Raw genomic sequence first — 24,008 nt, 5'->3', positions numbered from 1 at the left:
TTGAGAACAAAGGAGCAGACAATATGAAAAGAGTGTTACTGAAGCTGAGCGGGGAGGCTCTCGCAGGGGACAAAAAGACCGGATTTGACGAGGCCACCTGTATCGGCGTTGCCCGTCAGGTGAAGCAGCTGACAGATTCCGGGATCCAGGTCGCCATCGTGACCGGCGGCGGCAACTTCTGGAGAGGAAGGACCAGCGAGACCATCGACCGGACAAAGGCAGATCAGATCGGGATGCTGGCTACCGTGATGAACTGTATTTACGTATCGGATATCTTCCGCTATGTGGGGATGAAGACAGAAGTATTTACGCCGTTTCTGTGCGGCACATTTACCTCTCTGTTTTCCAAGGATGCGGCACTGAAGGCGCTGGAAGAAGGAAAGGTCGTCTTTTTCGCAGGCGGGACAGGCCATCCCTATTTTTCCACGGATACGGGAGCAGTGCTCAGGGCTGTTGAGATCGAGGCGGACGCCATGCTCCTGGCAAAGGCGATCGACGGCATTTATGACAGTGATCCGAAGGTGAATCCGGATGCGGTAAAATACGATGAGATCACGATCCAGGAAGTGATCGACAGAAAGCTGGCGGCAGTGGATCTTACAGCATCCATTCTCTGCCTTGAGAATAAAATGCCCATGCTGGTCTTCGGACTGAACGAAGAGAACAGCATCGTGGAGACAATGAGCGGGAATTTCACAGGAACGAAAGTGACAGTATAAGGAGGGTTTACACCATGAATGAGAAAGTGGCAGTATATGACGCAAAGATGACAAAGACGATCAATAATCTTGACGGGGAACTGGTGACGATCCGCGCCGGGCGGGCCAACCCCCATGTACTGGATAAGCTGACAGTGAATTATTACGGATCTCCGACACCGATCCAGCAGGTGGCGAACGTGTCGGTTCCCGAGGCCCGCATGATCCAGATCCAGCCCTGGGAAAAGAATATGTTAAAAGAGATTGAAAAGGCGATCCTTGTCTCTGATATCGGGATCAATCCGACGAACGACGGATCCACGATCCGTCTTGTGTTCCCGGAGCTGACCGAGGAGCGAAGGAAGGAGCTGGCCAAGGATGTGAAGAAGAAGGGCGAGGCTGCCAAGGTAGCTGTCCGCAATATCCGCAGAGACGGCAATGTGGCGTTTAAGAAGCTGAAAGGGACCGAGATCTCGGAGGACGGGATCAAGGATCTGGAAGACGAGCTTCAGAAGATCACAGATAAGTACATTGAGAAGATCGACAAGATGGTCGAAGCAAAATCTAAAGAGATCATGACGGTATAACCGGAATTCTGTATAACCGGAACTTTAAGAAATGAGGCCCGGCCGGCCCGGGGAAAGATCTGCCGCGCCAGGGACATTCTGTGAAGAACCACTGGGGAAATATCAGAAGGGGGCTTTGTATTTCAAGCTCCCTTTTGTATCGAATGGTAATAATAGTAATAAAATATCTGAGAGGGAGAAAGAATGAAAGTACCGCAGCATATTGCGATCATATTAGACGGAAACGGCCGGTGGGCCAGGGCAAAGGGAATGCCGAGAAATTACGGCCATGCCCAGGGAAGCAAAAATGTGGAGCGGATCTGCGAGGAAGCCTGGCGGATGGGCATTAAATATCTGACGGTCTACGCCTTTTCTACAGAGAACTGGAGCCGGCCGGACAGTGAGGTCGCCGCGCTGATGGGCCTGCTGCGCAATTATATGAAGACCTGTCTGAAGACAGCGGCCAAAAATGATATGAAGATCCGGGTCATCGGTGATATCACGCCTCTGGATGAGGATATCAAGAGCCGGATACAGGAGCTGGAGGCGTCCACAGTAAACAACGGCGGGCTGAATTTTACCATTGCGCTGAATTACGGCAGCAGGGATGAACTGGTGCGGGCGGCCAGAAAGATGGCGGCAGACTGTGTGGAAGGAAAGCTGGAGCCGGGAAAGATCGACGAGGCAGTTTTCGAGTCCTACCTGGATACCCATGATATACCGGATCCGGATCTTCTGATCCGGACAAGCGGTGAGCAGAGACTTTCCAATTACCTGCTGTGGCAGCTGGCTTACTCAGAGTTTTATTTTACGGATGTGCCGTGGCCGGACTTTACGAAAGAAGAACTGGAAAAGGCTATTGAAGAATACAATCACAGACACCGGCGTTTCGGCGGCGTATAGGAGGCGTGAATATGTTTAAGACGCGTTTGATAAGCGGGATCCTGTTGGTGGCTGTCGCTCTGGTAACAGTGATCACCGGCGGGGAGCTATTGTTTGGGGTCCTTTTCCTTATCAGTCTGATCGGGATGTGGGAGCTCTACCGGGTCTTCGGGATCGAGAAGAAACCGCCGGGGATCGTGGGATACATTTTCGCGGCGGGGTATTACACCCTGGTGTATTTGGAATCTGTGCTCCCGGGAGACAGTCATATATGGTTTATGATGCTGTTTATGGGATACCTGGTCTGCGAGATGGCGGTTCTGGTGTTCGGCTATCCCAAATACAATACACAGCAGATACTGGCAGCGTTCTTCGGCCTGTTTTATGTAGCTGTAATGCTGTCCTATATATACCAGACCAGAAATCTTCCCGGCGGCGTGTTCACGGTATGGCTGGTCTTTGTCTGTTCCTGGGGATGCGACACCTGCGCGTACTGTGTGGGGATGCTCATCGGGAAACATAAGATGGCTCCGGTACTGAGTCCCAAAAAGTCAGTGGAAGGCGGTATCGGAGGTATTGCCGGCGCAGCTTTGATCGGCATGCTCTATGCCCTTGCCATCAATCACTGGGGAACGGCCGGAGTGAGTCCGGCGGAATATGCCATTATCGGGGCAGTGGGCGGCGCCATCTCCCAGGTGGGCGATCTTGCGGCGTCGGCCATCAAACGCTGCCATAATATCAAGGACTACGGGAAGCTGATCCCGGGCCACGGAGGGATCCTGGACCGGTTTGACAGTGTCATTTTTACAGCTCCCATCATATACTATCTTGCCATCCTGCTGTGAGCATGGGCAGAGAAAAGAGGATAAGACAGATGAAAAAGATCAGTATCCTGGGCTCTACCGGGTCGATCGGGACCCAGACTCTGGAGATCGTAAGGAATAACGGGGATATACAGGTGACAGCTCTGGCAGCAGGGAACAATATCGCTCTGCTGGAGAAGCAGATCCGGGAATTCCGTCCGGCGATCGCTGCTGTCTGGAAGGAAGAACGGGCGGCAGAGTTAAAGGACCGGGTCCGTGATATGGAAGTAAAGGTACTGTCCGGAATGGACGGGCTGCTGGCAGTGGCGGCAGAGCCGGAGTCAGAGATCCTGGTGACGGCCATTGTGGGAATGATCGGCATCCTTCCGACGATCGAGGCGATCCGGGCAGGAAAAGATATTGCCCTGGCCAATAAAGAGACGCTTGTGACGGCAGGACATATCATCATGCCCATGGCAGAGGAACACCATGTGTCCATCCTTCCGGTGGACAGCGAGCACAGCGCTGTTTTTCAGTCTCTTCAGGGAGGCCAGGAGAAAGCCCTGCACAAGATCCTGCTGACGGCTTCCGGGGGGCCTTTCCGTGGAAAGAAGAAGGAAGAACTGGCGGATGTCCGTGTGGAGGATGCCTTGAAGCATCCCAACTGGTCCATGGGAAAGAAGATCACGATCGACTCTTCTACCATGGTGAACAAAGGGCTGGAGGTTATTGAGGCAAAGTGGCTGTTCGGCGTCTCTGTAGACCAGATCCAGGTGGTGGTACAGCCACAGAGCATCATCCATTCCATGGTGGAATATCAGGACGGGGCGGTGATCGCGCAGCTGGGGACGCCGGATATGAAGCTGCCCATCCAGTACGCGCTTTATTATCCTGAGAGACGGTATCTGCCGGGAGACCGGCTGGACTTTGGCGCACTGTCCGGGATCACATTTGAGAAACCGGATATGGAAACATTTTACGGCTTAAAGCTGGCCTATGAGGCGGGCAGGGCAGGCGGAACGCTTCCCACCGTGTTCAACGCCGCCAATGAGCGCGCGGTGGCCATGTTCCTGGAAGGGAAGATCCGCTATCTTCAGATCCCGGAGATCATCGGCGCGTGCATGGAAGCCCACAGGAATATCCAGGCCCCCGGGATAGAAGAGATACTAAAGACAGAGCAGGAAACATATGAATTTATAAAAAACAGGTGGTAATATATGGGCATAATCATAGCGATCCTACTATTTAGTTTCATCATCATCTTTCATGAGCTGGGACATTTTCTCCTGGCCAAAAAGAACGGGATCCGTGTGGATGAATTTTCTCTGGGCCTGGGGCCCACGCTGTTCGGAAAGAAGTTCGGGGAGACATTTTTCTGTGTGAAACTGCTTCCTTTCGGCGGCGCGTGCATGATGGGAGAAGACGACGCGGAGGATATGTCGGAAGGAAGTTTTAACGCAAGTTCCGTCTGGGCGCGGATGTCGGTCATCGCGGCAGGACCTGTGTTCAATCTGATCCTGGCATGGATCTTCTGCGTGATCCTGATCATGTCCACCGGATATGTGTCGCCCACGATCACAGGAGTGGATCCCGGCTATTCCGCGGAGGAACAGGGACTTCAGGAAGGGGATGTGATCAGGGAGATCAACGGCCGCAATATCTATACCTGGGATGATATGAATCTGTACACTCTGACGCATCCGGATGAGGCCCCCTATGAAGTGGTGTATGAGAGAGACGGGCAGGAATACACTGTGGAGCTGGAACCAAGACAGCTGGAGGAAGACACCTCTCCCAGGCTCGGCGTCGCGGGAGGGGACTACGAGAGGCCGGGACTTCTGGGTTCTATGCAGTATGGGATCTATAAAGTCAAATACTGGGTCCACTACACAGTGGACAGTCTGCGGATGCTGGTGACAGGACAGGCGGGGATCCAGGATCTGTCCGGTCCGGTGGGGATCGTCAATGTAGTCAATGATGTCTATGAATCCGCGGCTCCTGCCGGGGCAGCGGCCATCTTTCTGAGCATGCTGAATTTCGGGACTCTCCTGACAGTCAACCTGGGGATCCTGAATCTTCTGCCCCTTCCCGCTCTGGACGGAGGGCGGCTTGTCTTCCTGATCATCGAGGCAGTGCGCCGCAAACGGGTGCCGCCGGAGAAGGAAGGAATGGTGCATTTCATCGGATTTGCCGCTTTGATGCTGCTGATGGTGGTGGTGATGTACAACGATATTATGAAATTGTTCTAAAGAGAAAGATCTGCATATATAATTAAAAAGATCATTTGTATGCAGGAGTCATCTATGAACAATATAAGAGCAATGCAGGATGAGGCGACAGAGAAAGGGCAGCTTCAGATCAATGTGACCTCCTCGGCGGGCGGGCGCCCTGTGGCGGATGCCCGGATATCCATCTCTTACACAGGAGTTCCCCAGAGCACGCTGGAGCAGGTGTCGACAGATTCTTCCGGGCAGACGGAGATCCTGGATCTTGACGCGCCTCCGGAAGAATGGAGTCTGGACCCCAATAATGAAAGGCAGCCCTATTCGGAGTATACGCTGGATATCAGCGCGCCCGGATTTGAACCGGTGAGCATAGCCGGCGCCGAGATCCTTGCGAATGTAAAAGCCATCCAGAATGTCAGGATGCGGCCAAGCGAGACGGGCAGGGAAGAGGAAGAGGTATTCGTCATCCCTGCTCATACTTTATATGGAGAATACCCCCCGAAGATCGCGGAAGATGAGATCAAGCCCGTCAACGAGACCGGCGAGATCGTCTTAAGCCGCGTGGTGGTGCCGGAGTATATCGTCGTCCACAACGGTTCGCCCCGGGATTCGACGGCCACAAACTATTATGTAAAGTACAAAGACTATATTAAAAATGTGGCCTCCAGCGAGATCTATGCTACCTGGCCGGCCAATACGATCCGCGCCAATGTACTGGCGATTATGTCGTTTACCTTGAACCGGGTGTATACGGAGTGGTACCGGAACCGGGGGTATGATTTTACGATCACGTCTTCAACGGCATTTGACCATAAATGGATCCCGGAGAGGAACGTCTATGATACCATATCCGTGATCGTGGATGAACTGTTTGCCAATTATCTTTCCCGGCCCAACGTGCGGCAGCCGATCCTTACGCAGTACTGCGACGGGCGGCGGGTGACCTGTCCCAACTGGATGACGCAATGGGGCTCGAAGGAACTGGGCGACCAGGGGTACTCTCCCATTGAGATCCTCCGGTATTTCTATGGAGATGACATGTACATCAATACTGCGGAGGAGATATCCGGTATACCCGCGTCCTGGCCGGGGTATACTCTGGAGGAGGGCTCCAGCGGCGAGAAAGTCCGGCAGATGCAGGAACAGCTCAATGTGATCGCTGGCGCGTATCCGGCCCTTCCCAGGATCACCGCGGACGGCGTGTACGGTCCCGCCACGGCGGAGGCAGTGAGAAAATTCCAGTCTGTGTTCGGCCTGCCGGTGACAGGAAAAGTAGATTACTCCACATGGTATAAGATATCCGAGATCTATGTCGGGGTGTCCCGGATCGCGGAACTGACGTAAGATGATACATCCAATACAGAGAGAGGAGATATATGCCAGACAGAGATCGGAGAAGAAAGAGAAGAAAGAGGCGTTTCCGGCTGACCGGCTGCCTGTGTATCCTGGCAGCCGCCGCGGGAGTCATGGTCCTTGGCAGCCTTGTCCTGCCCGGCACATTCAGGCAGATTGGCAGCGCGCTGAGAGCGGCGCTGGATGAAACCGTGGAGGAGACAGTCAATGCCACGATCCGTCAGGAAACGGAATTTCCGGAGCTGACAGTCACGGCGGAAGAGTCAGAGAGTGATTTTTATTACCTCCAGCTGGGAGAAGAAGAACAGCTCATTTACCGGGAACTGCTGCAGGGCGTCCGAAACATGGAAGAAAGCATCCTTCTTCATGCGGGCCGGGAGGACCGGCCGGAAAAGATCTATGAATACCTGCTGTATGACCGCCCGGAACTTTTCTGGTGTGCGGGAAGCTCCCGGATGACAGTCTATGACGACCATACAGAATTCTGCCCGGATTATACCTGTACGCCGGAAGAAAAGGCTGAGAAACAGCTCCGGATCGATGAGGCGGTGTCCGCCTGTATGGAGGAAGTCGCTTCCGGGATGTCTGAGTATGACAAGATCCGGTATGTTTACGAGTATCTGATCGAGACGGTGGACTATGACGAGACGGCGCCGGACAATCAGAATATCTACAGTGCTCTGGCAGGAGGAAGATCGGTATGCGCCGGGTATTCCCGGGCCGCCCAGTACCTTCTGGGAGAACTGGGGATCGAGTGCATCTATGTGGTGGGGACAGCCCAGGGACAGGAGTCCCATGCGTGGAATATTGTAAACTGCGGGGAAGCATATTATCAGATGGATGTGACGTTCGGGGATCCGGTATTTCTGTCCGCTGAGACAGGGGAGGAACTGCCGGAGAATATCATCAACTATGATTATCTCTGCTGCACGGATGAGGTGATCCTGCTGGACCATACGCCGTCCCGGGAGGTGGCCTATCCTGTCTGTGATTCCAATGACCTGGATTATTACAGGCTGAACGGGCTGTACTATGACTCTTTTGACGCCCAGATCATCCTTGAGGCGATGAACAGCAGCATTTATGCGGGGGAAGAGATGTTCCTGTGCAAATTCCCGTCCCGGGAAGTGTATGCCGGGGCCGCGGCTGTGATGAAAGAGGATCTGTTCCCGAAGGCTGCCCGGACTCTGGCTTCTGTCTACGGGCTGGAAAGCGTGAAGTATACCTATATCGAGGATGAGACCCACAATAAGATCATGGTGTTCTGGGATTACGGAAGCTGAGGGAAATAAGTCAGGAAAATTGGTGTTGAAATATAAGATCAGTTGTAGTACAATATTTACAATTTGAGAACGAGGGCGCTCTGGACGGAAAGACTCCAAGAGTGCCTTTACTATGTAATTTACAAAAGGAAAGGGTGGACAGATGAAGGCATTTCTAATATTGGAAGACGGTACTGTATTTACCGGGACAAGCATTGGCTCCACAAGGGACTGCATCAGCGAGATCGTGTTCAACACTTCGATGACAGGCTATCTGGAAGTGCTGACGGATCCCTCCTACGCGGGACAGGCGGTCGTCATGACATATCCGCTGATCGGGAATTACGGCATCACGCCGGACATGGAATCGGGAAGGGCGTGGCCGGACGGCTATATTGTCCGGGAGCTTTCCAGGATGCCCAGCAATTTCCGGTGCCAGGGCACCATACAGGATTTCCTGAAAGGGCAGGACATTCCCGGCATCGCGGGGATCGACACCCGGGCTCTTACCAAGATCCTGCGGGAGAAAGGGACCATGAATGGCATGATCACCATCAATGAGGAGTATGATCTGAATGAAATCCTTCCCAGACTGAAAGAATACAGGGTAGGGGACGTTGTCTCCAAAGTGACATGCAGAGAAAAATACGTGCTTGAAGGAACAGGGAAGCGGGTGGCTCTTCTGGACCTTGGGGCAAAGAACAATATCGCGAAATCTTTAAACAGCCGCGGCTGTGAAGTGACCGTTTATCCGGCTCACACCACCGCGGAAGAGATCATTTCATCAGATCCTGACGGCATCATGCTTTCTAACGGCCCCGGAGACCCGGCGGACTGTACATCTGTCATAGAAGAAATCAGAAAACTGTACAACACAGACATCCCGATCTTCGCCATCTGTCTCGGACATCAGCTTATGGCTCTTGCCACAGGCGCGTCTACCCATAAATTAAAATACGGCCACAGAGGCGGCAATCATCCGGTGAAAGACCTGGCTACGGGGAGAGTCTACATCTCATCCCAGAACCATGGGTATGTGGTGGATGATAAGAGTATTGACCCCGCAGTGGCCGCGCCGGCTTTTGTCAATGTAAATGACGGCACCAACGAGGGACTTTCCTATGTGGGGAAAAATATCTTTACCGTTCAGTTCCATCCGGAGGCATGTCCCGGGCCTCAGGATTCCGGATACCTGTTTGACAGATTCATTGAGATGATGGGAGGAGCGAAATAATGCCAAGAGATTTAAGTATCAGGAAAGTTCTGGTGATCGGTTCCGGCCCTATCGTCATCGGGCAGGCGGCGGAGTTTGACTATGCGGGAACCCAGGCATGCCGTTCTCTGAAAGAGGAAGGGCTTGAGGTGGTGCTTCTGAACTCCAACCCGGCCACCATCATGACAGACAAGGACATTGCGGACCGGGTATATATTGAACCGCTGACTGTGGAAGTGGTGGAGCAGCTCATTTTAAAAGAAAGACCTGACAGCGTGCTTCCGACGCTGGGAGGACAGGCCGGCCTGAATCTTGCCATGGAGCTGGAGGAAGCCGGATTTTTAAAGGAAAACGGCGTCCGTCTCATCGGCACCACATCCGAGACCATCAAAAAGGCTGAGGACCGTCTGGAGTTCAAGGCCACGATGGAGAAGATCGGGGAGCCGGTGGCAGCGTCTCTTGTAGTGGAAAATGTGGACGACGGACTGGCCTTTGCCAATAAGATCGGCTATCCGGTGGTGCTCCGCCCGGCTTATACTCTAGGCGGAAGCGGCGGCGGGATCGCCCATGATCCTCATCAGCTGGTGGAGATCCTGGAGAACGGTCTGCGGCTGTCCCGTGTGGGGCAGGTGCTTGTGGAGCGGTGTATCGCCGGCTGGAAGGAGATCGAGTATGAAGTGATGCGGGACGGAAAAGGGAACTGCATTACGGTCTGCAACATGGAAAATATCGATCCGGTGGGCGTGCATACAGGAGACAGCATCGTTGTGGCGCCGTCCCAGACGCTGGGAGACAAGGAATACCAGATGCTGCGTACTTCCGCGCTGAACATTATCAGTGAACTGAACATTACCGGCGGGTGCAACGTGCAGTATGCCCTGAATCCGGATACTTTCGAATACTGTGTGATCGAGGTGAATCCCCGTGTGAGCCGTTCTTCCGCCCTGGCTTCCAAGGCAACCGGATATCCGATCGCCAAGGTGGCGGCAAAGATCGCCCTGGGGTATACGCTGGACGAGATCAAAAACGCGATCACGAAGAAGACGTACGCCAGTTTTGAACCGATGCTGGACTATGTAGTCGTGAAATTTCCCCGCCTTCCTTTTGACAAATTTATCAGCGCCAAACGGACGCTGACGACGCAGATGAAGGCTACGGGCGAGGTCATGAGCATCTGTGATAATTTTGAAGGCGCGCTGATGAAGGCCATCCGGTCCCTGGAGCAGCATGTGGACTGCCTGCTGTCCTATGATTTCTCAGAACTTTCTATGGACGATCTGATGGAACAGCTGGCCATTGTGGACGATATGCGCATCTGGAGGATTGCGGAGGCGATCCGCAGGGGCGTGGACTATGATACACTATACGATATTACGAAGATCGACCGCTGGTTTATCGACAAGCTGGCGATCATCGCGGAGATGGAGCAGGCCCTAAAGACGCAGGAACTCACGCCGGAGCTGCTGAAAGAGGCAAAGCGCATCGAGTTCCCGGACAATGTGATCGCCCGGCTGACCGGGAAGGATGAGAGGGAGATCCACGACATGCGTCATGAGAACGGCATTGTGGCAGCCTACAAGATCGTGGATACCTGCGCTGCCGAGTTCGCTGCGGAGACGCCCTACTATTATTCGGTATACGGCAGCGAAAATGAAGTCGAAGAGACAAGAGACCGGAAGAAAGTCCTTGTCCTCGGGTCCGGACCGATCCGGATCGGGCAGGGCATCGAGTTCGATTTCTGTTCTGTACACTGTACCTGGGCCTTTGCAAAAGAAGGATACGAGACGATCATTGTCAACAACAATCCGGAGACGGTGAGTACGGACTTTGACATTGCGGACAAGCTGTATTTTGAGCCTCTTACGCCGGAGGATGTGGAAAGCATCGTCGATATTGAGAAGCCCGACGGGGCGGTGGTCCAGTTCGGGGGACAGACCGCCATCAAGCTGACAGAAGCGCTTATGAAGATGGGCGTGCCGATCCTGGGAACTTCCGCGGAGAACGTGGACAAAGCCGAGGACCGGGAGCTCTTCGATGAGATCCTGGAAGAGTGCCAGATCCCGCGCCCGACGGGCGGAACTGTATTTACGGCAGAGGAGGCCAAAGAAGTGGCAAACCGTCTGGGATATCCAGTGCTGGTGCGTCCCTCCTATGTGCTGGGAGGACAGGGGATGCAGATTGCCATCAATGACAATGACATTGACCAGTTCATCGGCATCATCAACCGGATCGCGCAGGATCACCCCATCCTGGTGGACAAATATCTTCAGGGCAAGGAGATCGAGGTGGACGCAGTCTGCGATGGAACGGATATTCTGATCCCAGGCATCATGGAGCATATCGAGCGGGCAGGGATCCATTCCGGCGACAGTATTTCCGTGTATCCGGCTCAGAGCCTGACAGCGGGAGCCAGGGCAAAGATCGCGGAGTACACCAGAAGGCTGGCAAAATCCCTCCATGTGATCGGGATGATCAATATCCAGTTCATCGTCTGCGGGGAAGAAGATGTGTACGTCATCGAAGTCAATCCCAGATCCAGCCGGACCGTGCCCTACATCAGCAAGGTGACAGGGATTCCCATCGTACCGCTGGCCACTCAGGTGATCATCGGAAAGAAGATCCGGGAGCTGGGGTACACACCGGGACTTCAGCCGGAGGCAGATTATGTGGCGGTCAAGATGCCGGTGTTCTCCTTTGAAAAGATCCGGGGCGCGGACATCAGTCTGGGACCGGAGATGAAGTCCACCGGAGAATGCCTGGGGATCGCCGGGACCTTTGACGAAGCGCTGTACAAGGCGTTTCTCGGAGCAGGCATCCGGCTTCCGAAATTCAACAATATGATCATGACCGTGCGGGATGAAGACAAAGAAGAGGCTCTGGAGATCGGACGCAGGTTCGCGGCCATCGGATACCGTATCTTCGCCACTGCCGGGACAGCCCGGGCGCTCAATGAGGCGGGCGTGAAGGCAACGGCAGTCCGGAAGATCGAGCAGGAGTCGCCGAACCTTCTGGACCTGATCCTGGGACATAAGATCGACCTCGTCATCGATATTCCGGCACAGGGAGCAGAACACTCCAAAGACGGGTTCGTCATCCGCCGGAATGCCATAGAGACAGGCGTGAACGTGCTGACGGCTATCGATACCGCCAGGGCGCTGATCACCAGCCTGGAGAATACAGATATCAAGAAACTGACACTGATCGATATCGCGAAAGTGTGAAAAAACTGTGAACGGGGACGTGTACCTTTTAAAAGGTACACGTCCCCGTTCACAGTTTTTTCACATTTTATCTGTTTTCACTTTTCCCGGTAAAGAGAGTTCCGGCATGTACGCCGCGGATGATATCGTACAGGGCTTCCGGGCGTTTCCCGTTGGTGACGATCGTATCGATCCCCTGGGAGGTAGCCAGCTGAGCCGCCTGCACTTTGGTCCGCATACCGCCTGTGCCGCGCCGGCTTCCGGCGCCTCCGGCCAGGGAGCTGATGCTCTCATCAATGTGATCGATCTGTTCGATCAGCCTGGCGTTGGGATAGAGCCGGGGATCACTGTCATAAAAACCGTCGATATCAGACAGGATGACCAGCCGCCTTGCCCGGCAGAGAACGGCGACTACCGCGGAGAGCATGTCGTTGTCTCCGAAGAGCCGGTCTTCGGATTCGATCTCGGTATAGCTTACAGAGTCATTCTCGTTGACGATGGGGATGATGCCCATCTCCAGCAGAGCATTGAACGTGTTGGTCAGGTTTTCCTTTTTCTCTTCCTGCTCGATATCCTCGGCATTCAGCAGGATCTGCGCCACTGTCTTGTCGTAATCCCCGAAAAATTTATCATACAGGTACATCAGGCTGCACTGTCCGACGGCCGCGGCCGCCTGCTTCATCCGCATACTGTCCGGCCTGGACTGCATGTTCAGCTTATTTCTGCCCACCGCGATGGCGCCTGACGATACGAGGATGACCTCATATCCCATGTTGTGGATGTCCGAGAGTGTACATACGAGCCGGTCTGTGGCCCTCAAGTCACTTTTTCCCGCGTCGTTGGTGAGGGTGGATGTGCCTACCTTCACTACGATCCTGTTGTTGTAAAGTCCCATGATCTTCTCCTTTTCCTATTATCCTTTATTTTCCATGATTTTATTTGACTGATCTACCGGACTATCGTATCATAGATTTATAAATTACAAAAGTGAATGTTTATCATGAAAAACATAATAAAAACAGATATATAGAGTTTCATTAAGGAGATGAGAAAAATGGATATGAACATCCAGAAATACCTGGCATTTGTAAAGACAGTAGAGTGCGGCAGCTTCACGAAAGCGGCAGAACTGCTCAATTACTCTCAGTCCGGCATCAGCAGGATGATCAAAGATCTGGAATCGGAATGGAATGTGACTCTGCTGGAGCGCGGCAGAGGCGGGGTGAATCTGACAGGCGACGGGATCCGTCTCCTTCCGTATGCAAGAAATGTCTGTCAGGAGTATGAAAAACTGCAGGCGGAAGTGGATGAGATCAACGGCCTGCGTTCCGGACTTATCCGGATCGGCGCATTTTCCAGTGTAGCGACCCACTGGCTGCCCAACATTATCCGGGAATTTCAGAAAGAATATCCTGCCGTCGACTATGAACTTCTGCTGGGAGATTACACAGAGATCGAAACCTGGATTCTGGAAGGCCGGGTGGACTGCGGTTTCCTCCGGCTTCCGGCCGGCGCGGAGCTGGAGACCTTGTTCCTGGAACAGGACAGGCTTCTGGTCGTCCTCCCGGAGGACCATCCCCTTTCGGCCCTTGAAAAAATACCTGTCAGTGCGCTGGGAAATGAACCTTTCCTGCTTATGGAAAAGGGAGGAAAAGCGGAAATATCGGAAATATTCGAGCGCAGCGGTGTGAGCCCGAAGGTGCATTTTACTACATGGGACGACTATGCCATTATGGCCATGGTGGAGAGCGGCCTGGGGGTCAGTATTCTTCCGGAGCTGATCCTGAAGCGCACGCCCTATCATCTGGCGGTCCGGGAGCTGGAGATCCCTTCCTATCGCAATATCGGGCTGGCCTGGAAGTCAAAAAGAGGAGAATCCCTGGCGGTCAGGCGGTTTATGGAATATCTGGATTATCGGTAGATTGCACTGATAAAATCATTCGGTATCAATCGCTGAATTTTCTGTTTTTATATCATAAAACATAATTTTATCTGTTAATATTAACCAAATGTGATATAATAGCATAGGAAGGTCGTCAGACCGGGAGACGGGATATGAGGAGGGCAAAATATGAGTCATATACTGAAAAGTGATGTGCAGACTGCAGAAACACACAGTGCGAAGGTGAGCGCCGGGATCAGCAATTATACCCAGGTCATACTGCCTTTTGTTACAGGGAGCAACGCGCCCGGATGTCAGCAGGTAAACACAGTCATCGAGGAGATCAGCCGCGGGATATCCGACTATGGCGCGGCAGCGCTGGAGGACAGCAGACAGATCAAATCGCTGGCTGTGTTTTTTGATGAGGCAGATCATCGGATGGGCAGTGCGAACCGGCAGACAGAAGCGCGGCTGTGATCCACAAGATGGCGGGGGTGATCAAGGATAACAGAATATGAAAAAGATCTGGACGAGCTCTGTTCCCGGCTGGCCGAAACCGCCGGGGAAGGTGAGAGCGCGTTCTTTTTCTATGCAAATGAACAGGCGGCAGCCGCCGGGCTCCGGACAGAGGAACAGTTCAGAGAGGAACAGGAGAGACTGGACGCAGAGATGGCACGGCTCCGGATGCAGAAGGAGGATACCTGTGAAGAAAAAATGCGGAAGCTTCGCCAGCTGGAAGAAGATCCAGCACAGTGACGGGAGAATCGGCGGACACATAAGACGCGGCTGAAACATGTCTGGAAAACACCGGTAAAACGGATCAGGAACAGGGAAGGGGGAACCTGAATGGGATATTATGTAAGGACTTATGAGCTGGAAGCCGGCCTGAGAGCACTAAATAAAAGGCTCGCGGAGATGATGGAGCTGGCCGTTCCATATGAGGAGAGCATTGCCTCATACGCAGGAGAAGAAGGACTGCAGGGTGAAGCATATACTGCTTCCAAAGACTATATGCAGCGGGGACATCTTGCCGCGGTGCGCGCTCAGAAGACGGTTATACGGGAATTCATGCGGGCGAATGAGCAGCATATCGCCCTGCTCGATGAATATCTGCCGGGAGAGTCGGAAGTCAATGAAGATGTCCTGATCGACCAGCTGAACCAGATTCAGTATCTTCGCGGGATGGCAGAGAGGCTGCAGCTGTATGCCTATGAGGGCCTTCTGGCGGAACTGGAGCAGAACCGGCGGAACAAGCTGGAGCGGCTCTATGCCTTTGTGTCTGCCAGCGGCAGCGTATATTCGGGGGTTGACGTGTCCGCCATGCAGCAGGCCGTAAATCTGCTGCACACAGCAGTCTATGACAGTACTCTGGGAGTAAAAGTCCTGCCGCTGAGCACGAAAGGCAGCGGGACTACGGAAGAAATGTTTAAAAAGAATATGAAAGAACAGTTCGGGTTCGATGACCGGACGGTCGATATCCTGTGGGATATATACGAAGCCGTCCAGAAGCTGTATGCGGATCTGCCTCAGAAGGAAAGAGACTGGTATTTTGTCAGAGCGATCAGCCAATTGGGGACTATAATGATAAACCGGTAAAAATCCTGTTCTTTTCGGTAGAAACGCATGCATGGAGGAAAGGCGCCGGCTGGGCTTATAAATATGACGAGGAAGAAGAGTTCTTCTGTAAAAAGCTGGGATTGAGCGAAGGAGATTATAAATACATACGTCAGATGGTGCGTCTGCAGCATTTTATGACCAGCGATCCAGAGCAATACAGTTATAATGGATTAGAAATGCTTTCAAGAAAAAATAAGGAACATTTTAATGAATGGAAAAAACAATGGAGCAAGCAATGGGAAGAAGCTATTCCGATAGTGAGTACAAAGATTTTTATAAACAACTTTATATTCAAATGGGTTCAAAAGAAGATTTTTCACATATGATGTATACAGTTTCTGCTAATTTAATAGATAAAGGCCATAAAGTTGATAATGTTTGGAATAACTGGGGCGCTCAGGGTATGTCATGGGCAACAAAAGGCGAACGAAAAGATATTGTCGGATGGCTCGGAGATGCTGTCTATAAAGGAGATGAATATAAAACCTCTTTTGGAGAAGATGATTATATTGCAGATCTGGATGCAGACAATATTGCTAAAAGAGTAACGAAAAAGACGAGGCTGGCAGACGCGGTCAATGAGTATTATTCGGATATCAGTAAAGATCCCCAGGGAGAAAATGCAGGTCGTACAAAAGAGTTCCTGAAAAATAATCCGTATGAAGAAGTAGAGGCCGCTGTGTTTGAAAGAATTGAATTTAATGATCCAAATGGAAACGGGATAAAAGATTTGGATGACCTGAAAAATAATAAGGTTTATGAAGAGACTTATGATTTTCTGGCGAGATTAAAGAAGATTGATGAAGGAGAGAGTAATTAAATGGGTAAAACTGGGAAAAGAAACAGATGGTATATATGTATTTTACTGATATGTATAATAACAGGTATTATGGGTTGTGGTTTATTTGGGAAGGGAAATGTGATGGAAGATATGTATCGTGCAAGTATTAAGGAAGGCGGATATTCGGAATTTAAAAAAGTGAAGGAACTGGAAATTGTTACGTATGATTCTGTAAGCGGTCAAATTGAGTTTATTAAAGGATTTTATATACCTTATAAACAAGAATTCTTAAGAGATAATTTTGAGGTTAGTTTATTCCTTCCGAACGATGAACATGGTATTGAAATTGATAATGTAATCCGAATATCCGATACAGTGCAAATTAATATGTTTATGGATTATCAACACGAAGATCAAACACTTATTTTAAAACCCCTGGAAATGTATGAGGAGTCAGAAGACGGAAAAGATGATGGAACATATCATACAGAAGGGGAAGCCATCCGAAAACTTCTGGATGAGTGTGGGGTGACAGAACAGGATATAAAAGAGTATCAGAATTATATACTGTACGATGTTGTTATGCAGACCTGGGTACGGCGAAACTATTATGAACGGGAATTAACGGAACGGGATTATGAAGACTTACAGATCGAGGATCATACCTTTGATTTTCCCAGTTGACGCAGCGCGGGCTGCCTGTGTGTCGTCTATGTGCTGCCGGCTTATGTTTCGCGATGAGCGGCAGCAGATGATTGCAGATGATATGTCTTGCTATATGAGTATATATTGATTATAATTAGTCCATATTACTTATCCGAAGTATCTCCTGCCGGAGCCGGAAGGCCCCGGACAGTCTGATACAAGAGGGAGAGAGGAGTTTATATGAAAAAGATATTCAGCAGTCTTCCGTTCAAACTGCTTCTGGGAGTGGTGATCGGGATCATCATCGGGCAGCTGGCAGGCATGGAATCTGTAAAAACTGCCGGGGACGCCGTGATGAATATAGTCGTAACTGTTAAATTCATCCTGTCGGAACTGATTAATTTCTGTGTTCCGCTGATCATCATAGGTTTTATTGCGCCTTCGATCACAAGGCTGGGCCGCAGCGCGTCGAGGATGCTGGGCGTGGCGATCTTCTGCGCGTATGTCTCATCCATTCTTGCGGCGCTTCTGTCCATGGCGGCAGGATACGGCATTATCCCGCATTTATCGATCGTGTCCACAGTGGATGGCCTGAAAGAGCTGCCGGAGGTTATCTTTGAGCTTGAGATCCCGGAGATCATGTCCGTGATGAGCGCGCTGGTATTATCTGTCCTTGTAGGGCTGGCGGCGACATGGACCAAAGCGGAGGTGACGACACGCTTTCTGGAAGAGTTCCAGAAGATCGTGCTGGAGATCGTCACAAGGGTGGTGATCCCGGTACTTCCGGTGTTTATCGGATTTACATTCTGCGCCCTTTCCTATGAAGGGGCGATTACCAGACAGCTTCCGGTATTCCTTAAGATCATCCTGATCGTTATGGCCGGACACTTTATCTGGATGGCAGTACTGTACATTACGGCAGGGATCTATTCCAGGAGCAATCCGCTGGATGTAATTAAAAATTATGGTCCGGCTTACATCACGGCAGTGGGGACGATGTCCTCTGCAGCGACGCTGGCGGTGGCGCTCCGCTGCGCGAAAAAGTCTGAACCTCCGCTGCGGGACGACATGGTGGATTTTGGGATCCCGCTGTTCGCCAACATTCATCTGTGCGGCTCTGTGCTGACAGAAGTGTTTTTTGTTATGACCGTGTCGCAGATCCTCTATGGATCCATGCCCTCCCTGGGGACCATGATCCTGTTCTGTCTTCTGCTGGGCGTATTTGCCATTGGCGCGCCGGGTGTTCCCGGAGGTACCGTGATGGCTTCTCTGGGACTGATCACCGGGGTGCTTGGCTTCGATGAGAGCGGGACAGCTCTGATGCTGACGATCTTCGCTCTCCAGGACAGCTTCGGTACAGCGTGCAACATTACCGGAGACGGGGCTCTGACGATGATCCTGTCCGGATATGCCAGAAGGCATAATATCAAGGAACAGAACCTGAAGATTGACCTGTAAAATAAGATCCTGCCCAGGAACGGCGGGGATCAATGGGAGATATCATTTGACACATATTGAAATATTGTCTATAATATACTTAACAAGGGAGCCGATAGCCAGCGTACACCTGGCCACCCGGCAATATGTACTGCTAATAGCGCCTTACTTTACCAGAGTGGGGGCGCTATTTTTTGCGTCTGTTATTGAGAACAAGGGTAATAACTGCGCAAAGCATAATGACAAAGCTGAATAAGTCAGACCATGTTATCATAAGCACCAACCCCCTTTCTGCTGGGTGGCTGGTATAGCGTCTCATCGGCTCCCTGGGTAAGTATATTATTGTCAATGTGCAGCCGTTGAATTTTCGACCGTCTATTCGGTATTTTGCTTGTATCAGTCAGGTATTTGCTCCTGAATTTTATCTGCAAGGTCGGCATAGGCAGCTGCTTTCTGACTGTTACCATCCTGCACAAAAAATACCTCTCTCTCATAAACTTTATCCAGCAAATCAAATGCCTCATCATCGCTGTACTCTTTTTTCCGCTCGAAATGTATTTCTGTATTGATCAGGAGCGCTATTTCTGTTTTATTCAATATAATTATCATAGCTCAATTATAAAGCCAGATTTTTCTGGCTTCTTTTAAGCCCAAATTCATTATTTCATCTCTATAAATGAATATTACTATAACGAATATTATATGTGAACAATATGCTGAATATGATTGACGAATTATAAGCATAACGCCACTATTTATTTGGCATAAATCTAACAATGGGTAATGGAGCCTGAAGGCGAGGCAATGCACCGTATTTTAAGAAATCTCTTGTCGATTAAAAAAATCTTAAAGATTTATCAATAAAAATATCACCAGTTCCTTCAAAAACATTAATCCCGCAAGTCTATTCTTTTTATATAGAGGACAGCTGCGCCGGCGCTGATCGCAGTGAGTCGGACGGCGTCTGTCAAAGATCTGGAAAAGGAGAAGATACAAATGAAAAGCAGCAATCAGGAAATCGGCAATGAGAAAACCGGCGGGAAAAAGAAGATCGCGGTCCTGTTCGGGGGATGTTCCACGGAGTACGAGGTCTCCCTCCAGTCCGCCTACGCGGTCATTACGAACATTGACACGGCGCTTTATGAAGTGCTGATGATCGGCATCTGCCGGGACACGGGGCAGTGGTATCTGTACCGGGGAGAGCCGGAAATGATCCCGGAGGACAGATGGTATTCTGAGGAGACCTGTACGCCGGTATACGTGTCTACAGACCGGACCGTCCATGGACTGTGTTTTCTGGAAGCAGGGAAACCAGACGTGATTTCCGTGGATGCGGCGTTTCCGGTCCTGCATGGGAAAAACGGGGAGGACGGTACAGTACAGGGTATGCTGGAACTGGCCGATATTCCGGTCATCGGGTGCGGCGTTCTTCCTTCTGCGGCAGGGATGGACAAAGAGCTGGCTCACCGTGTTGCGGCCGCGGCCGGCGTTGCGGTGGCGGACTCCGCTGTCATCACAAAGCCTTACGACGCAAAAGAAGTGGCGGCATCCGGAGAGAAACTGGGATATCCGCTGTTTGTCAAGCCTGTGCGCGCCGGCTCTTCCTTTGGCATTACAAAGGTCTGCGCTCCGGAGGAACTGCTCCCTGCGGTGGAGGCAGCTTTTGAGCATGACCGGGAAGTGCTTCTCGAGGAGGAGGTCAGAGGATTCGAGGTCGGATGCGCGGTGCTGGGAAATGAAACCCTGACCATCGGAGAAGTGGATGAAATCGAGCTGTCGGAAGGATTCTTTGACTATGAAGAAAAATACACACTGAAAACTTCCGATATCCATGTCCCCGCCCGCATTTCCAGGGAAAAGGCGGATGAGATCCGGCATGCCGCGGCCGTTATATACCGGGCGCTGAAGTGCCGGGATTTTGCCAGAGTGGACATGTTTCTTACGCCGGAGGGAAAGATCTACTTTAACGAAGTCAATACCATTCCCGGGTTTACCGCACACAGCCGTTATCCGGGGATGCTGAAGGCGGCGGGCATATCTTTCAGGGCATTGATCAGCCGTCTGATCGAGATGGAGACAAAGCGGGAGGTGGAAAAATGACAGAAGACGCTCTTGTACTTGTCAATGCGAGGAATCCTCTCAGATATTCTGTGAAGGAAGAAGAACTTGTCTGTGTTTCGGAGGACTATCCGGATGTCCGGATGGCACGTCCGGCCGCGGAGGCGCTTAAGGCCCTGCTGCGGGATATCCGAAGCGGAGGCGCCATTGTCCCGGTGAGCGGCTGGCGTTCCAGACAGGAACAGCGGAAGATCTGGAGGGAGACGGCCGGGGAGAGAGGGGAGGCGTTTGCCAGAAAATTTGTCGCGCTGCCGGGATGCAGCGAACATGAGACGGGGCTTGCCATAGACCTGGCGGAAAATACGGAGGAGATCGACTTTATCTGTCCCAGTTTCCCATACACCGGAATATGCGGAGAATTTCGGAAGAAGGCGCCTTATTATGGATTTATCGAAAGGTATCCGAAAGGAAAAGAACCAGTGACCGGGATCGGAGCCGAGCCGTGGCATTTCCGGTATGTAGGGCTGCCCCATTCCGTGATCATGACGGAGCAGAAGATCGTACTGGAGGAGTATGCAGATGTACAAAGAAGGCAGGGCCTGGGCTGAGATCAGCAGGAAAAATCTGATCCACAATACAGAAGAGTTCCGCAGGATCGCAGGAGACAGCTGCAGGCTGATGCCTGCGGTGAAAGCAAATGCCTACGGGCACGGAGATATTCTTGTATCCCGCATCCTGCAGGAACAGGGGATCCGGGATTTCTGCGTGGCGTCTGTGGAAGAGGGGATCCGGCTCCGCCAGGCCGGGATCACCGGACAGATCCTGATCCTGGGATATACAGATCCGGAACTGTTCCATGAGCTTGGCGAATATCAGCTTACACAGACTGTGGTGGACGCCGGGTATGCCCGCAGACTGTCCCGATACGGCAGGCCTGTCTTTGTCCATGTAGGAGTGGATACGGGAATGCACCGGCTGGGGATTCCGGCAGAGGATCCGGATGCAGTGGCGGCGGTATGGTCCTTTCCGAATCTGCGAGTGACGGGAATGTTTTCTCATCTCTGTGTTTCCGACGGAAGTACAGAGGAAGAGAAATGTTATACCCGCCGGCAGTTCCGGTCATTCCGGAAGCTTGCAGGGCAGCTGCGCGGGAGAGGGATCCGGGGATTTGAAACACACATTCAGGGGAGCTACGGTATCCTGAACTATCCGGAGGAGCGGTTTGACTGTGCCCGTCCGGGGATCGCCCTGTACGGAGTCTTAAGCTCGCCGTCGGATCAGGTTCTGGTGGATGTCTCTCTGCGCCCGGTTCTGTCACTGAAAGCGCGGGTAGAATGTGTGAAGAAATTGTCCCGGGGAGAATCGGCGGGATATGGACTAACCTATACGGCTAGAGATGAACGGAAGATAGCTATCATAGCAGCCGGATATGCGGACGGGATCCCCCGGAATCTTTCCAACAGGGGATACGTGTTGATCCGGGGGCAGAAGGCGCCCGTCATCGGACGGATCTGTATGGATCAGCTGACAGCGGATGTGACGGACATCCCCTGTACGGCGCCGGGGGATGAAGCGGTCTTTATCGGAAGGTCGGGAGAGCTTGTATTGACGGCGGAGGAAATGGCGGAACAGGCGGACACCATCTCCAATGAGATCCTCAGCCGGCTGGGGGAGCGCCTCACCAGGCTGGAAGTATAAACGGAAAAAGTATGGAACATACGGAAACAGAAGTAAGAAAGCAGTAAGAAGACAGTAAGAAAGCGACAGAAAAGCTGCCGGATCCGGGCTGTCCCGACAGGGAAAAACGCGTGGATCCGGCAGTTTTACATATATTTAACATTTTTCTTATCCCATGGCGTCACGCTTTATTATACAATAGACTACATATATCAATGAGAAAACAGAGAGGAAACCATATGATAAAAATTTATGTAGTAGACACCAATATCTTGCTTCAGGCTCCCTACGCCATTGAGAGTTTTGAAGACAATTCTGTGGTGCTGCCCATGGTGGTCCTTGAGGAACTGGATCATTTTAAAAAGGCAGAAGGCGAGATTGGGGCGAATGCCCGCCGGGTCATCCGGTATCTGGAACAGCTGCGGCAGAAAGGCGATCTTTTAAAAGGGGTGCCTCTGGAAAACGGGGGATGCCTCCGGGTGGAAAAGAATTTTGTCAATGTCAGGCTGCCCGAAGATCTGTCCGATGAAGTGGCGGATAACCGGATCCTGAGAGTCTGTCTGGGGCTTTCCGAAGCAAATGTGGAGCAGGTCATCCTTGTCACAAAAGATCTTCTGCTCAGGATCAAAGCCCAGATCCTGGGGCTTTGCGCGGAAGATTTCACAACAGATCAGGTGCTGGAACATGAAAACCAGTACAGCGGGAGATGCGAGCTGTATGTGCCCGAGGAGGCGTTTAAGACGTTTAAAAAGAAAGGGGTTCCGGTGGATCAGGTGTACATGCTGGACGCAGGAGGCGAAAGCTATGTCCCGAAACTGGAAGAGAATCAGTTTGTCATCCTCCGGGCAGACCAGTCTGACAGGAAGACGCAGCTTGGCCGGGTGGAAAACGGCGTGATCCGGAAGCTGGAGTACCGAAAGAGTTCCCCTTACGGGATTTCCCCGAGAAACGCAGGCCAGTATTTTCTCCAGGAAGCGCTTATGCAGCCCGCGGAGAAGGCTCCTCTTGTCATCGTAAAGGGGATGGCCGGGACGAGCAAGACATTTTATTCTCTGGCGGTAGGCCTTGAGAAACTTCTGAACCATCCGACGGGAGAATACAGGCGGATCCTGATCTGCAGGCCAAACGCTCAGTTCGACGACGACATCGGTTTCCTTCCCGGAGATGAGCAGGAGAAGATCTCGCCCCTCATGCGCCCGGTTATCGACAATCTGGAACAGCTCATCGATTCCAGTGAAGAAGAGCGATATCAGGATGAAGAGGAACTGAAGGGGAAAGTGGATGAGATCTTTGCCCGGAAGATCATTCAGGCGGAAGCCCTCAACTACATACGGGGACGCTCCATTGTGAAAACTTATCTCATTATCGACGAGGCGCAGAATACGACGCCCGATCAGATCAAGGGGATCATTACAAGAGCGGGGAAGGACACAAAGATCATCCTGCTGGGAGACCCCAACCAGATCGACCGGCCGTTTCTGGATGAACGGACCAACGGGCTGAGCTACGCTTCAGAGCATATGAAGGGAAGCAGTCTCTGCTGGCAGATCACCATGGCCGCTGAAGAATGCGAACGGTCATCGCTTGCGCTGGAGGCGGTACGGAGGCTTTAGGCGAACCCTCCGTTGATTATTGATACAGGAAAGTGTAAGATAAAATAAGAAAAATAAGAACAGGAGCGGGAAATTCATAACCCCGTCCGTTTTGTG

23 protein-coding genes are annotated in these 24,008 nt (G+C 51.9%); 21 read left to right on the top strand and 2 right to left on the bottom strand.

The features are described from left to right. The first annotated feature begins 23 nt into the window (after positions 1–23). The 10 genes from pyrH (at position 24) to carB (ending at position 12,223) form a co-directional block, all read left to right on the top strand. Entirely contained in the window at positions 24–719 is a 696-nt protein-coding gene (gene pyrH, locus BQ7367_RS13470) for a UMP kinase (protein ID WP_072525905.1), read from the top strand. Between the two features lie 14 nt (positions 720–733). Continuing rightward, the gene (frr, locus tag BQ7367_RS13465) at positions 734–1,285 is read left to right on the top strand and encodes a ribosome recycling factor (RefSeq protein ID WP_072525904.1); all 552 of its coding nucleotides are present in this window, start codon (positions 734–736) and stop codon (positions 1,283–1,285) included. A 183-nt stretch (positions 1,286–1,468) separates the two neighbouring features. After that, positions 1,469–2,167: an isoprenyl transferase gene (locus BQ7367_RS13460; protein WP_072525903.1), complete on the top strand. Its 699-nt coding sequence runs from the start codon at positions 1,469–1,471 to the stop codon at positions 2,165–2,167. A gap of 11 nt (positions 2,168–2,178) precedes the next feature. Next, positions 2,179–2,991 (top strand): phosphatidate cytidylyltransferase, encoded by an 813-nt coding sequence (locus BQ7367_RS13455; RefSeq protein ID WP_072525902.1) that lies wholly within the window; start codon positions 2,179–2,181, stop codon positions 2,989–2,991. Positions 2,992–3,020: 29 nt separating this feature from the next. Then, complete coding sequence (gene dxr, locus BQ7367_RS13450; RefSeq protein WP_072525901.1) at positions 3,021–4,163, top strand: 1-deoxy-D-xylulose-5-phosphate reductoisomerase; 1,143 nt, start codon at positions 3,021–3,023, stop codon at positions 4,161–4,163. 3 nt (positions 4,164–4,166) lie between these two features. Further along, complete coding sequence (gene rseP, locus BQ7367_RS13445; protein WP_072525900.1) at positions 4,167–5,198, top strand: RIP metalloprotease RseP; 1,032 nt, start codon at positions 4,167–4,169, stop codon at positions 5,196–5,198. Between the two features lie 54 nt (positions 5,199–5,252). After that, positions 5,253–6,518, top strand: a complete 1,266-nt coding sequence (locus BQ7367_RS13440) for a peptidoglycan-binding protein (RefSeq protein WP_072525899.1) — start codon at positions 5,253–5,255, stop codon at positions 6,516–6,518. A 32-nt stretch (positions 6,519–6,550) separates the two neighbouring features. Then, complete coding sequence (locus tag BQ7367_RS13435) at positions 6,551–7,810, top strand: transglutaminase domain-containing protein (protein WP_072525898.1); 1,260 nt, start codon at positions 6,551–6,553, stop codon at positions 7,808–7,810. A 142-nt stretch (positions 7,811–7,952) separates the two neighbouring features. Continuing rightward, positions 7,953–9,023, top strand: a complete 1,071-nt coding sequence (locus BQ7367_RS13430) for a carbamoyl phosphate synthase small subunit (RefSeq protein WP_072525897.1) — start codon at positions 7,953–7,955, stop codon at positions 9,021–9,023. Beyond that, positions 9,023–12,223, top strand: a complete 3,201-nt coding sequence (gene carB, locus BQ7367_RS13425) for a carbamoyl-phosphate synthase large subunit (RefSeq protein ID WP_072525896.1) — start codon at positions 9,023–9,025, stop codon at positions 12,221–12,223. Before BQ7367_RS13430 ends, carB begins: the two co-directional genes overlap by 1 nt. Positions 12,224–12,290: 67 nt before the next feature. Here carB and proB read toward each other — a convergent pair whose 3' ends face one another. After that, entirely contained in the window at positions 12,291–13,097 is an 807-nt protein-coding gene (proB, locus tag BQ7367_RS13420; RefSeq protein ID WP_072525895.1) for a glutamate 5-kinase, read from the bottom strand. A 159-nt stretch (positions 13,098–13,256) separates the two neighbouring features. Between proB and BQ7367_RS13415 the strand changes: the two genes are divergently transcribed. The 7 genes from BQ7367_RS13415 (at position 13,257) to BQ7367_RS13380 (ending at position 18,585) form a co-directional block, all read left to right on the top strand. Beyond that, positions 13,257–14,123 (top strand): LysR family transcriptional regulator, encoded by an 867-nt coding sequence (locus tag BQ7367_RS13415; RefSeq protein ID WP_072525894.1) that lies wholly within the window; start codon positions 13,257–13,259, stop codon positions 14,121–14,123. 150 nt (positions 14,124–14,273) lie between these two features. Then, on the top strand, positions 14,274–14,561 hold the full coding sequence (locus BQ7367_RS13410; RefSeq protein WP_072525893.1) for a hypothetical protein: 288 nt from the start codon (positions 14,274–14,276) through the stop codon (positions 14,559–14,561). Between the two features lie 37 nt (positions 14,562–14,598). Then, entirely contained in the window at positions 14,599–14,874 is a 276-nt protein-coding gene (locus BQ7367_RS13405) for a hypothetical protein (protein ID WP_072525892.1), read from the top strand. Positions 14,875–14,930: 56 nt separating this feature from the next. Beyond that, positions 14,931–15,680 carry an LXG domain-containing protein gene (locus BQ7367_RS13400; RefSeq protein ID WP_072525891.1) on the top strand — a complete coding sequence of 250 codons (750 nt, stop codon included), beginning with the start codon at positions 14,931–14,933 and terminating at the stop codon, positions 15,678–15,680. A 232-nt stretch (positions 15,681–15,912) separates the two neighbouring features. Next, positions 15,913–16,521, top strand: coding sequence for a hypothetical protein (locus BQ7367_RS13390; RefSeq protein ID WP_143142991.1), 609 nt, complete (start codon positions 15,913–15,915; stop codon positions 16,519–16,521). Continuing rightward, positions 16,522–17,166: a TipC family immunity protein gene (locus tag BQ7367_RS13385; RefSeq protein WP_072525888.1), complete on the top strand. Its 645-nt coding sequence runs from the start codon at positions 16,522–16,524 to the stop codon at positions 17,164–17,166. 201 nt (positions 17,167–17,367) lie between these two features. Beyond that, positions 17,368–18,585 (top strand): dicarboxylate/amino acid:cation symporter, encoded by a 1,218-nt coding sequence (locus BQ7367_RS13380; protein ID WP_072525887.1) that lies wholly within the window; start codon positions 17,368–17,370, stop codon positions 18,583–18,585. A gap of 375 nt (positions 18,586–18,960) precedes the next feature. Here the strand turns inward: BQ7367_RS13380 and BQ7367_RS13375 are convergent, their stop codons facing one another. After that, positions 18,961–19,173 carry a hypothetical protein gene (locus BQ7367_RS13375; protein ID WP_072525886.1) on the bottom strand — a complete coding sequence of 71 codons (213 nt, stop codon included), beginning with the start codon at positions 19,171–19,173 and terminating at the stop codon, positions 18,961–18,963. Between the two features lie 387 nt (positions 19,174–19,560). Here BQ7367_RS13375 and vanG point away from each other — a divergent pair, with 387 nt between their 5' ends. The 4 genes from vanG to BQ7367_RS13355 all read left to right on the top strand — a co-directional run bounded on the left by vanG (position 19,561) and on the right by BQ7367_RS13355 (position 23,912). After that, positions 19,561–20,664 carry a D-alanine--D-serine ligase VanG gene (gene vanG, locus BQ7367_RS13370; protein WP_072525885.1) on the top strand — a complete coding sequence of 368 codons (1,104 nt, stop codon included), beginning with the start codon at positions 19,561–19,563 and terminating at the stop codon, positions 20,662–20,664. Further along, positions 20,661–21,230, top strand: coding sequence for a M15 family metallopeptidase (locus tag BQ7367_RS13365; protein ID WP_072525884.1), 570 nt, complete (start codon positions 20,661–20,663; stop codon positions 21,228–21,230). The genes vanG and BQ7367_RS13365 overlap by 4 nt, the downstream gene beginning before the upstream one ends. Beyond that, the gene (vanT, locus tag BQ7367_RS13360; RefSeq protein WP_235837602.1) at positions 21,196–22,320 is read left to right on the top strand and encodes a serine racemase VanT catalytic subunit; all 1,125 of its coding nucleotides are present in this window, start codon (positions 21,196–21,198) and stop codon (positions 22,318–22,320) included. Before BQ7367_RS13365 ends, vanT begins: the two co-directional genes overlap by 35 nt. A 218-nt stretch (positions 22,321–22,538) precedes the next feature. Beyond that, complete coding sequence (locus BQ7367_RS13355; RefSeq protein WP_072525882.1) at positions 22,539–23,912, top strand: PhoH family protein; 1,374 nt, start codon at positions 22,539–22,541, stop codon at positions 23,910–23,912. The last annotated feature ends 96 nt before the right edge of the window (positions 23,913–24,008 follow it).

Origin of the sequence: Clostridium sp. Marseille-P3244 (assembly GCF_900120155.1) — a bacterium.
In the GTDB taxonomy this organism is placed as follows: domain Bacteria; phylum Bacillota; class Clostridia; order Lachnospirales; family Lachnospiraceae; genus Mediterraneibacter.
The sequence above is the reverse complement of the archived record's forward strand: the minus strand, read 5'-3'. Positions and strand labels throughout refer to the sequence as shown.

Excerpts from the sequence above, each read along its gene's own strand:
- BQ7367_RS13460 (WP_072525903.1), top strand. The coding sequence starts at position 1,469 with ATGAAAGTACCGCAGCATATTGCGATCATATTAGACGGAAACGGCCGG.
- BQ7367_RS13430 (WP_072525897.1), top strand. The coding sequence starts at position 7,953 with ATGAAGGCATTTCTAATATTGGAAGACGGTACTGTATTTACCGGGACA.
- BQ7367_RS13415 (WP_072525894.1), top strand. The coding sequence starts at position 13,257 with ATGGATATGAACATCCAGAAATACCTGGCATTTGTAAAGACAGTAGAG.
- BQ7367_RS13365 (WP_072525884.1), top strand. The coding sequence starts at position 20,661 with ATGACAGAAGACGCTCTTGTACTTGTCAATGCGAGGAATCCTCTCAGA.
- BQ7367_RS13455 (WP_072525902.1), top strand. The coding sequence starts at position 2,179 with ATGTTTAAGACGCGTTTGATAAGCGGGATCCTGTTGGTGGCTGTCGCT.
- BQ7367_RS13435 (WP_072525898.1), top strand. The coding sequence starts at position 6,551 with ATGCCAGACAGAGATCGGAGAAGAAAGAGAAGAAAGAGGCGTTTCCGG.
- vanG (WP_072525885.1), top strand. The coding sequence starts at position 19,561 with ATGAAAAGCAGCAATCAGGAAATCGGCAATGAGAAAACCGGCGGGAAA.
- BQ7367_RS13410 (WP_072525893.1), top strand. The coding sequence starts at position 14,274 with ATGAGTCATATACTGAAAAGTGATGTGCAGACTGCAGAAACACACAGT.
- rseP (WP_072525900.1), top strand. The coding sequence starts at position 4,167 with ATGGGCATAATCATAGCGATCCTACTATTTAGTTTCATCATCATCTTT.
- carB (WP_072525896.1), top strand. The coding sequence starts at position 9,023 with ATGCCAAGAGATTTAAGTATCAGGAAAGTTCTGGTGATCGGTTCCGGC.
- BQ7367_RS13440 (WP_072525899.1), top strand. The coding sequence starts at position 5,253 with ATGAACAATATAAGAGCAATGCAGGATGAGGCGACAGAGAAAGGGCAG.
- vanT (WP_235837602.1), top strand. The coding sequence starts at position 21,196 with ATGCAGATGTACAAAGAAGGCAGGGCCTGGGCTGAGATCAGCAGGAAA.
- frr (WP_072525904.1), top strand. The coding sequence starts at position 734 with ATGAATGAGAAAGTGGCAGTATATGACGCAAAGATGACAAAGACGATC.
- BQ7367_RS13385 (WP_072525888.1), top strand. The coding sequence starts at position 16,522 with ATGGGTAAAACTGGGAAAAGAAACAGATGGTATATATGTATTTTACTG.
- proB (WP_072525895.1), bottom strand. The coding sequence starts at position 13,097 with ATGGGACTTTACAACAACAGGATCGTAGTGAAGGTAGGCACATCCACC.
- dxr (WP_072525901.1), top strand. The coding sequence starts at position 3,021 with ATGAAAAAGATCAGTATCCTGGGCTCTACCGGGTCGATCGGGACCCAG.
- BQ7367_RS13390 (WP_143142991.1), top strand. The coding sequence starts at position 15,913 with ATGGAAAAAACAATGGAGCAAGCAATGGGAAGAAGCTATTCCGATAGT.
- BQ7367_RS13375 (WP_072525886.1), bottom strand. The coding sequence starts at position 19,173 with ATGATAATTATATTGAATAAAACAGAAATAGCGCTCCTGATCAATACA.
- pyrH (WP_072525905.1), top strand. The coding sequence starts at position 24 with ATGAAAAGAGTGTTACTGAAGCTGAGCGGGGAGGCTCTCGCAGGGGAC.
- BQ7367_RS13400 (WP_072525891.1), top strand. The coding sequence starts at position 14,931 with ATGGGATATTATGTAAGGACTTATGAGCTGGAAGCCGGCCTGAGAGCA.
- BQ7367_RS13355 (WP_072525882.1), top strand. The coding sequence starts at position 22,539 with ATGATAAAAATTTATGTAGTAGACACCAATATCTTGCTTCAGGCTCCC.
- BQ7367_RS13380 (WP_072525887.1), top strand. The coding sequence starts at position 17,368 with ATGAAAAAGATATTCAGCAGTCTTCCGTTCAAACTGCTTCTGGGAGTG.
- BQ7367_RS13405 (WP_072525892.1), top strand. The coding sequence starts at position 14,599 with ATGAAAAAGATCTGGACGAGCTCTGTTCCCGGCTGGCCGAAACCGCCG.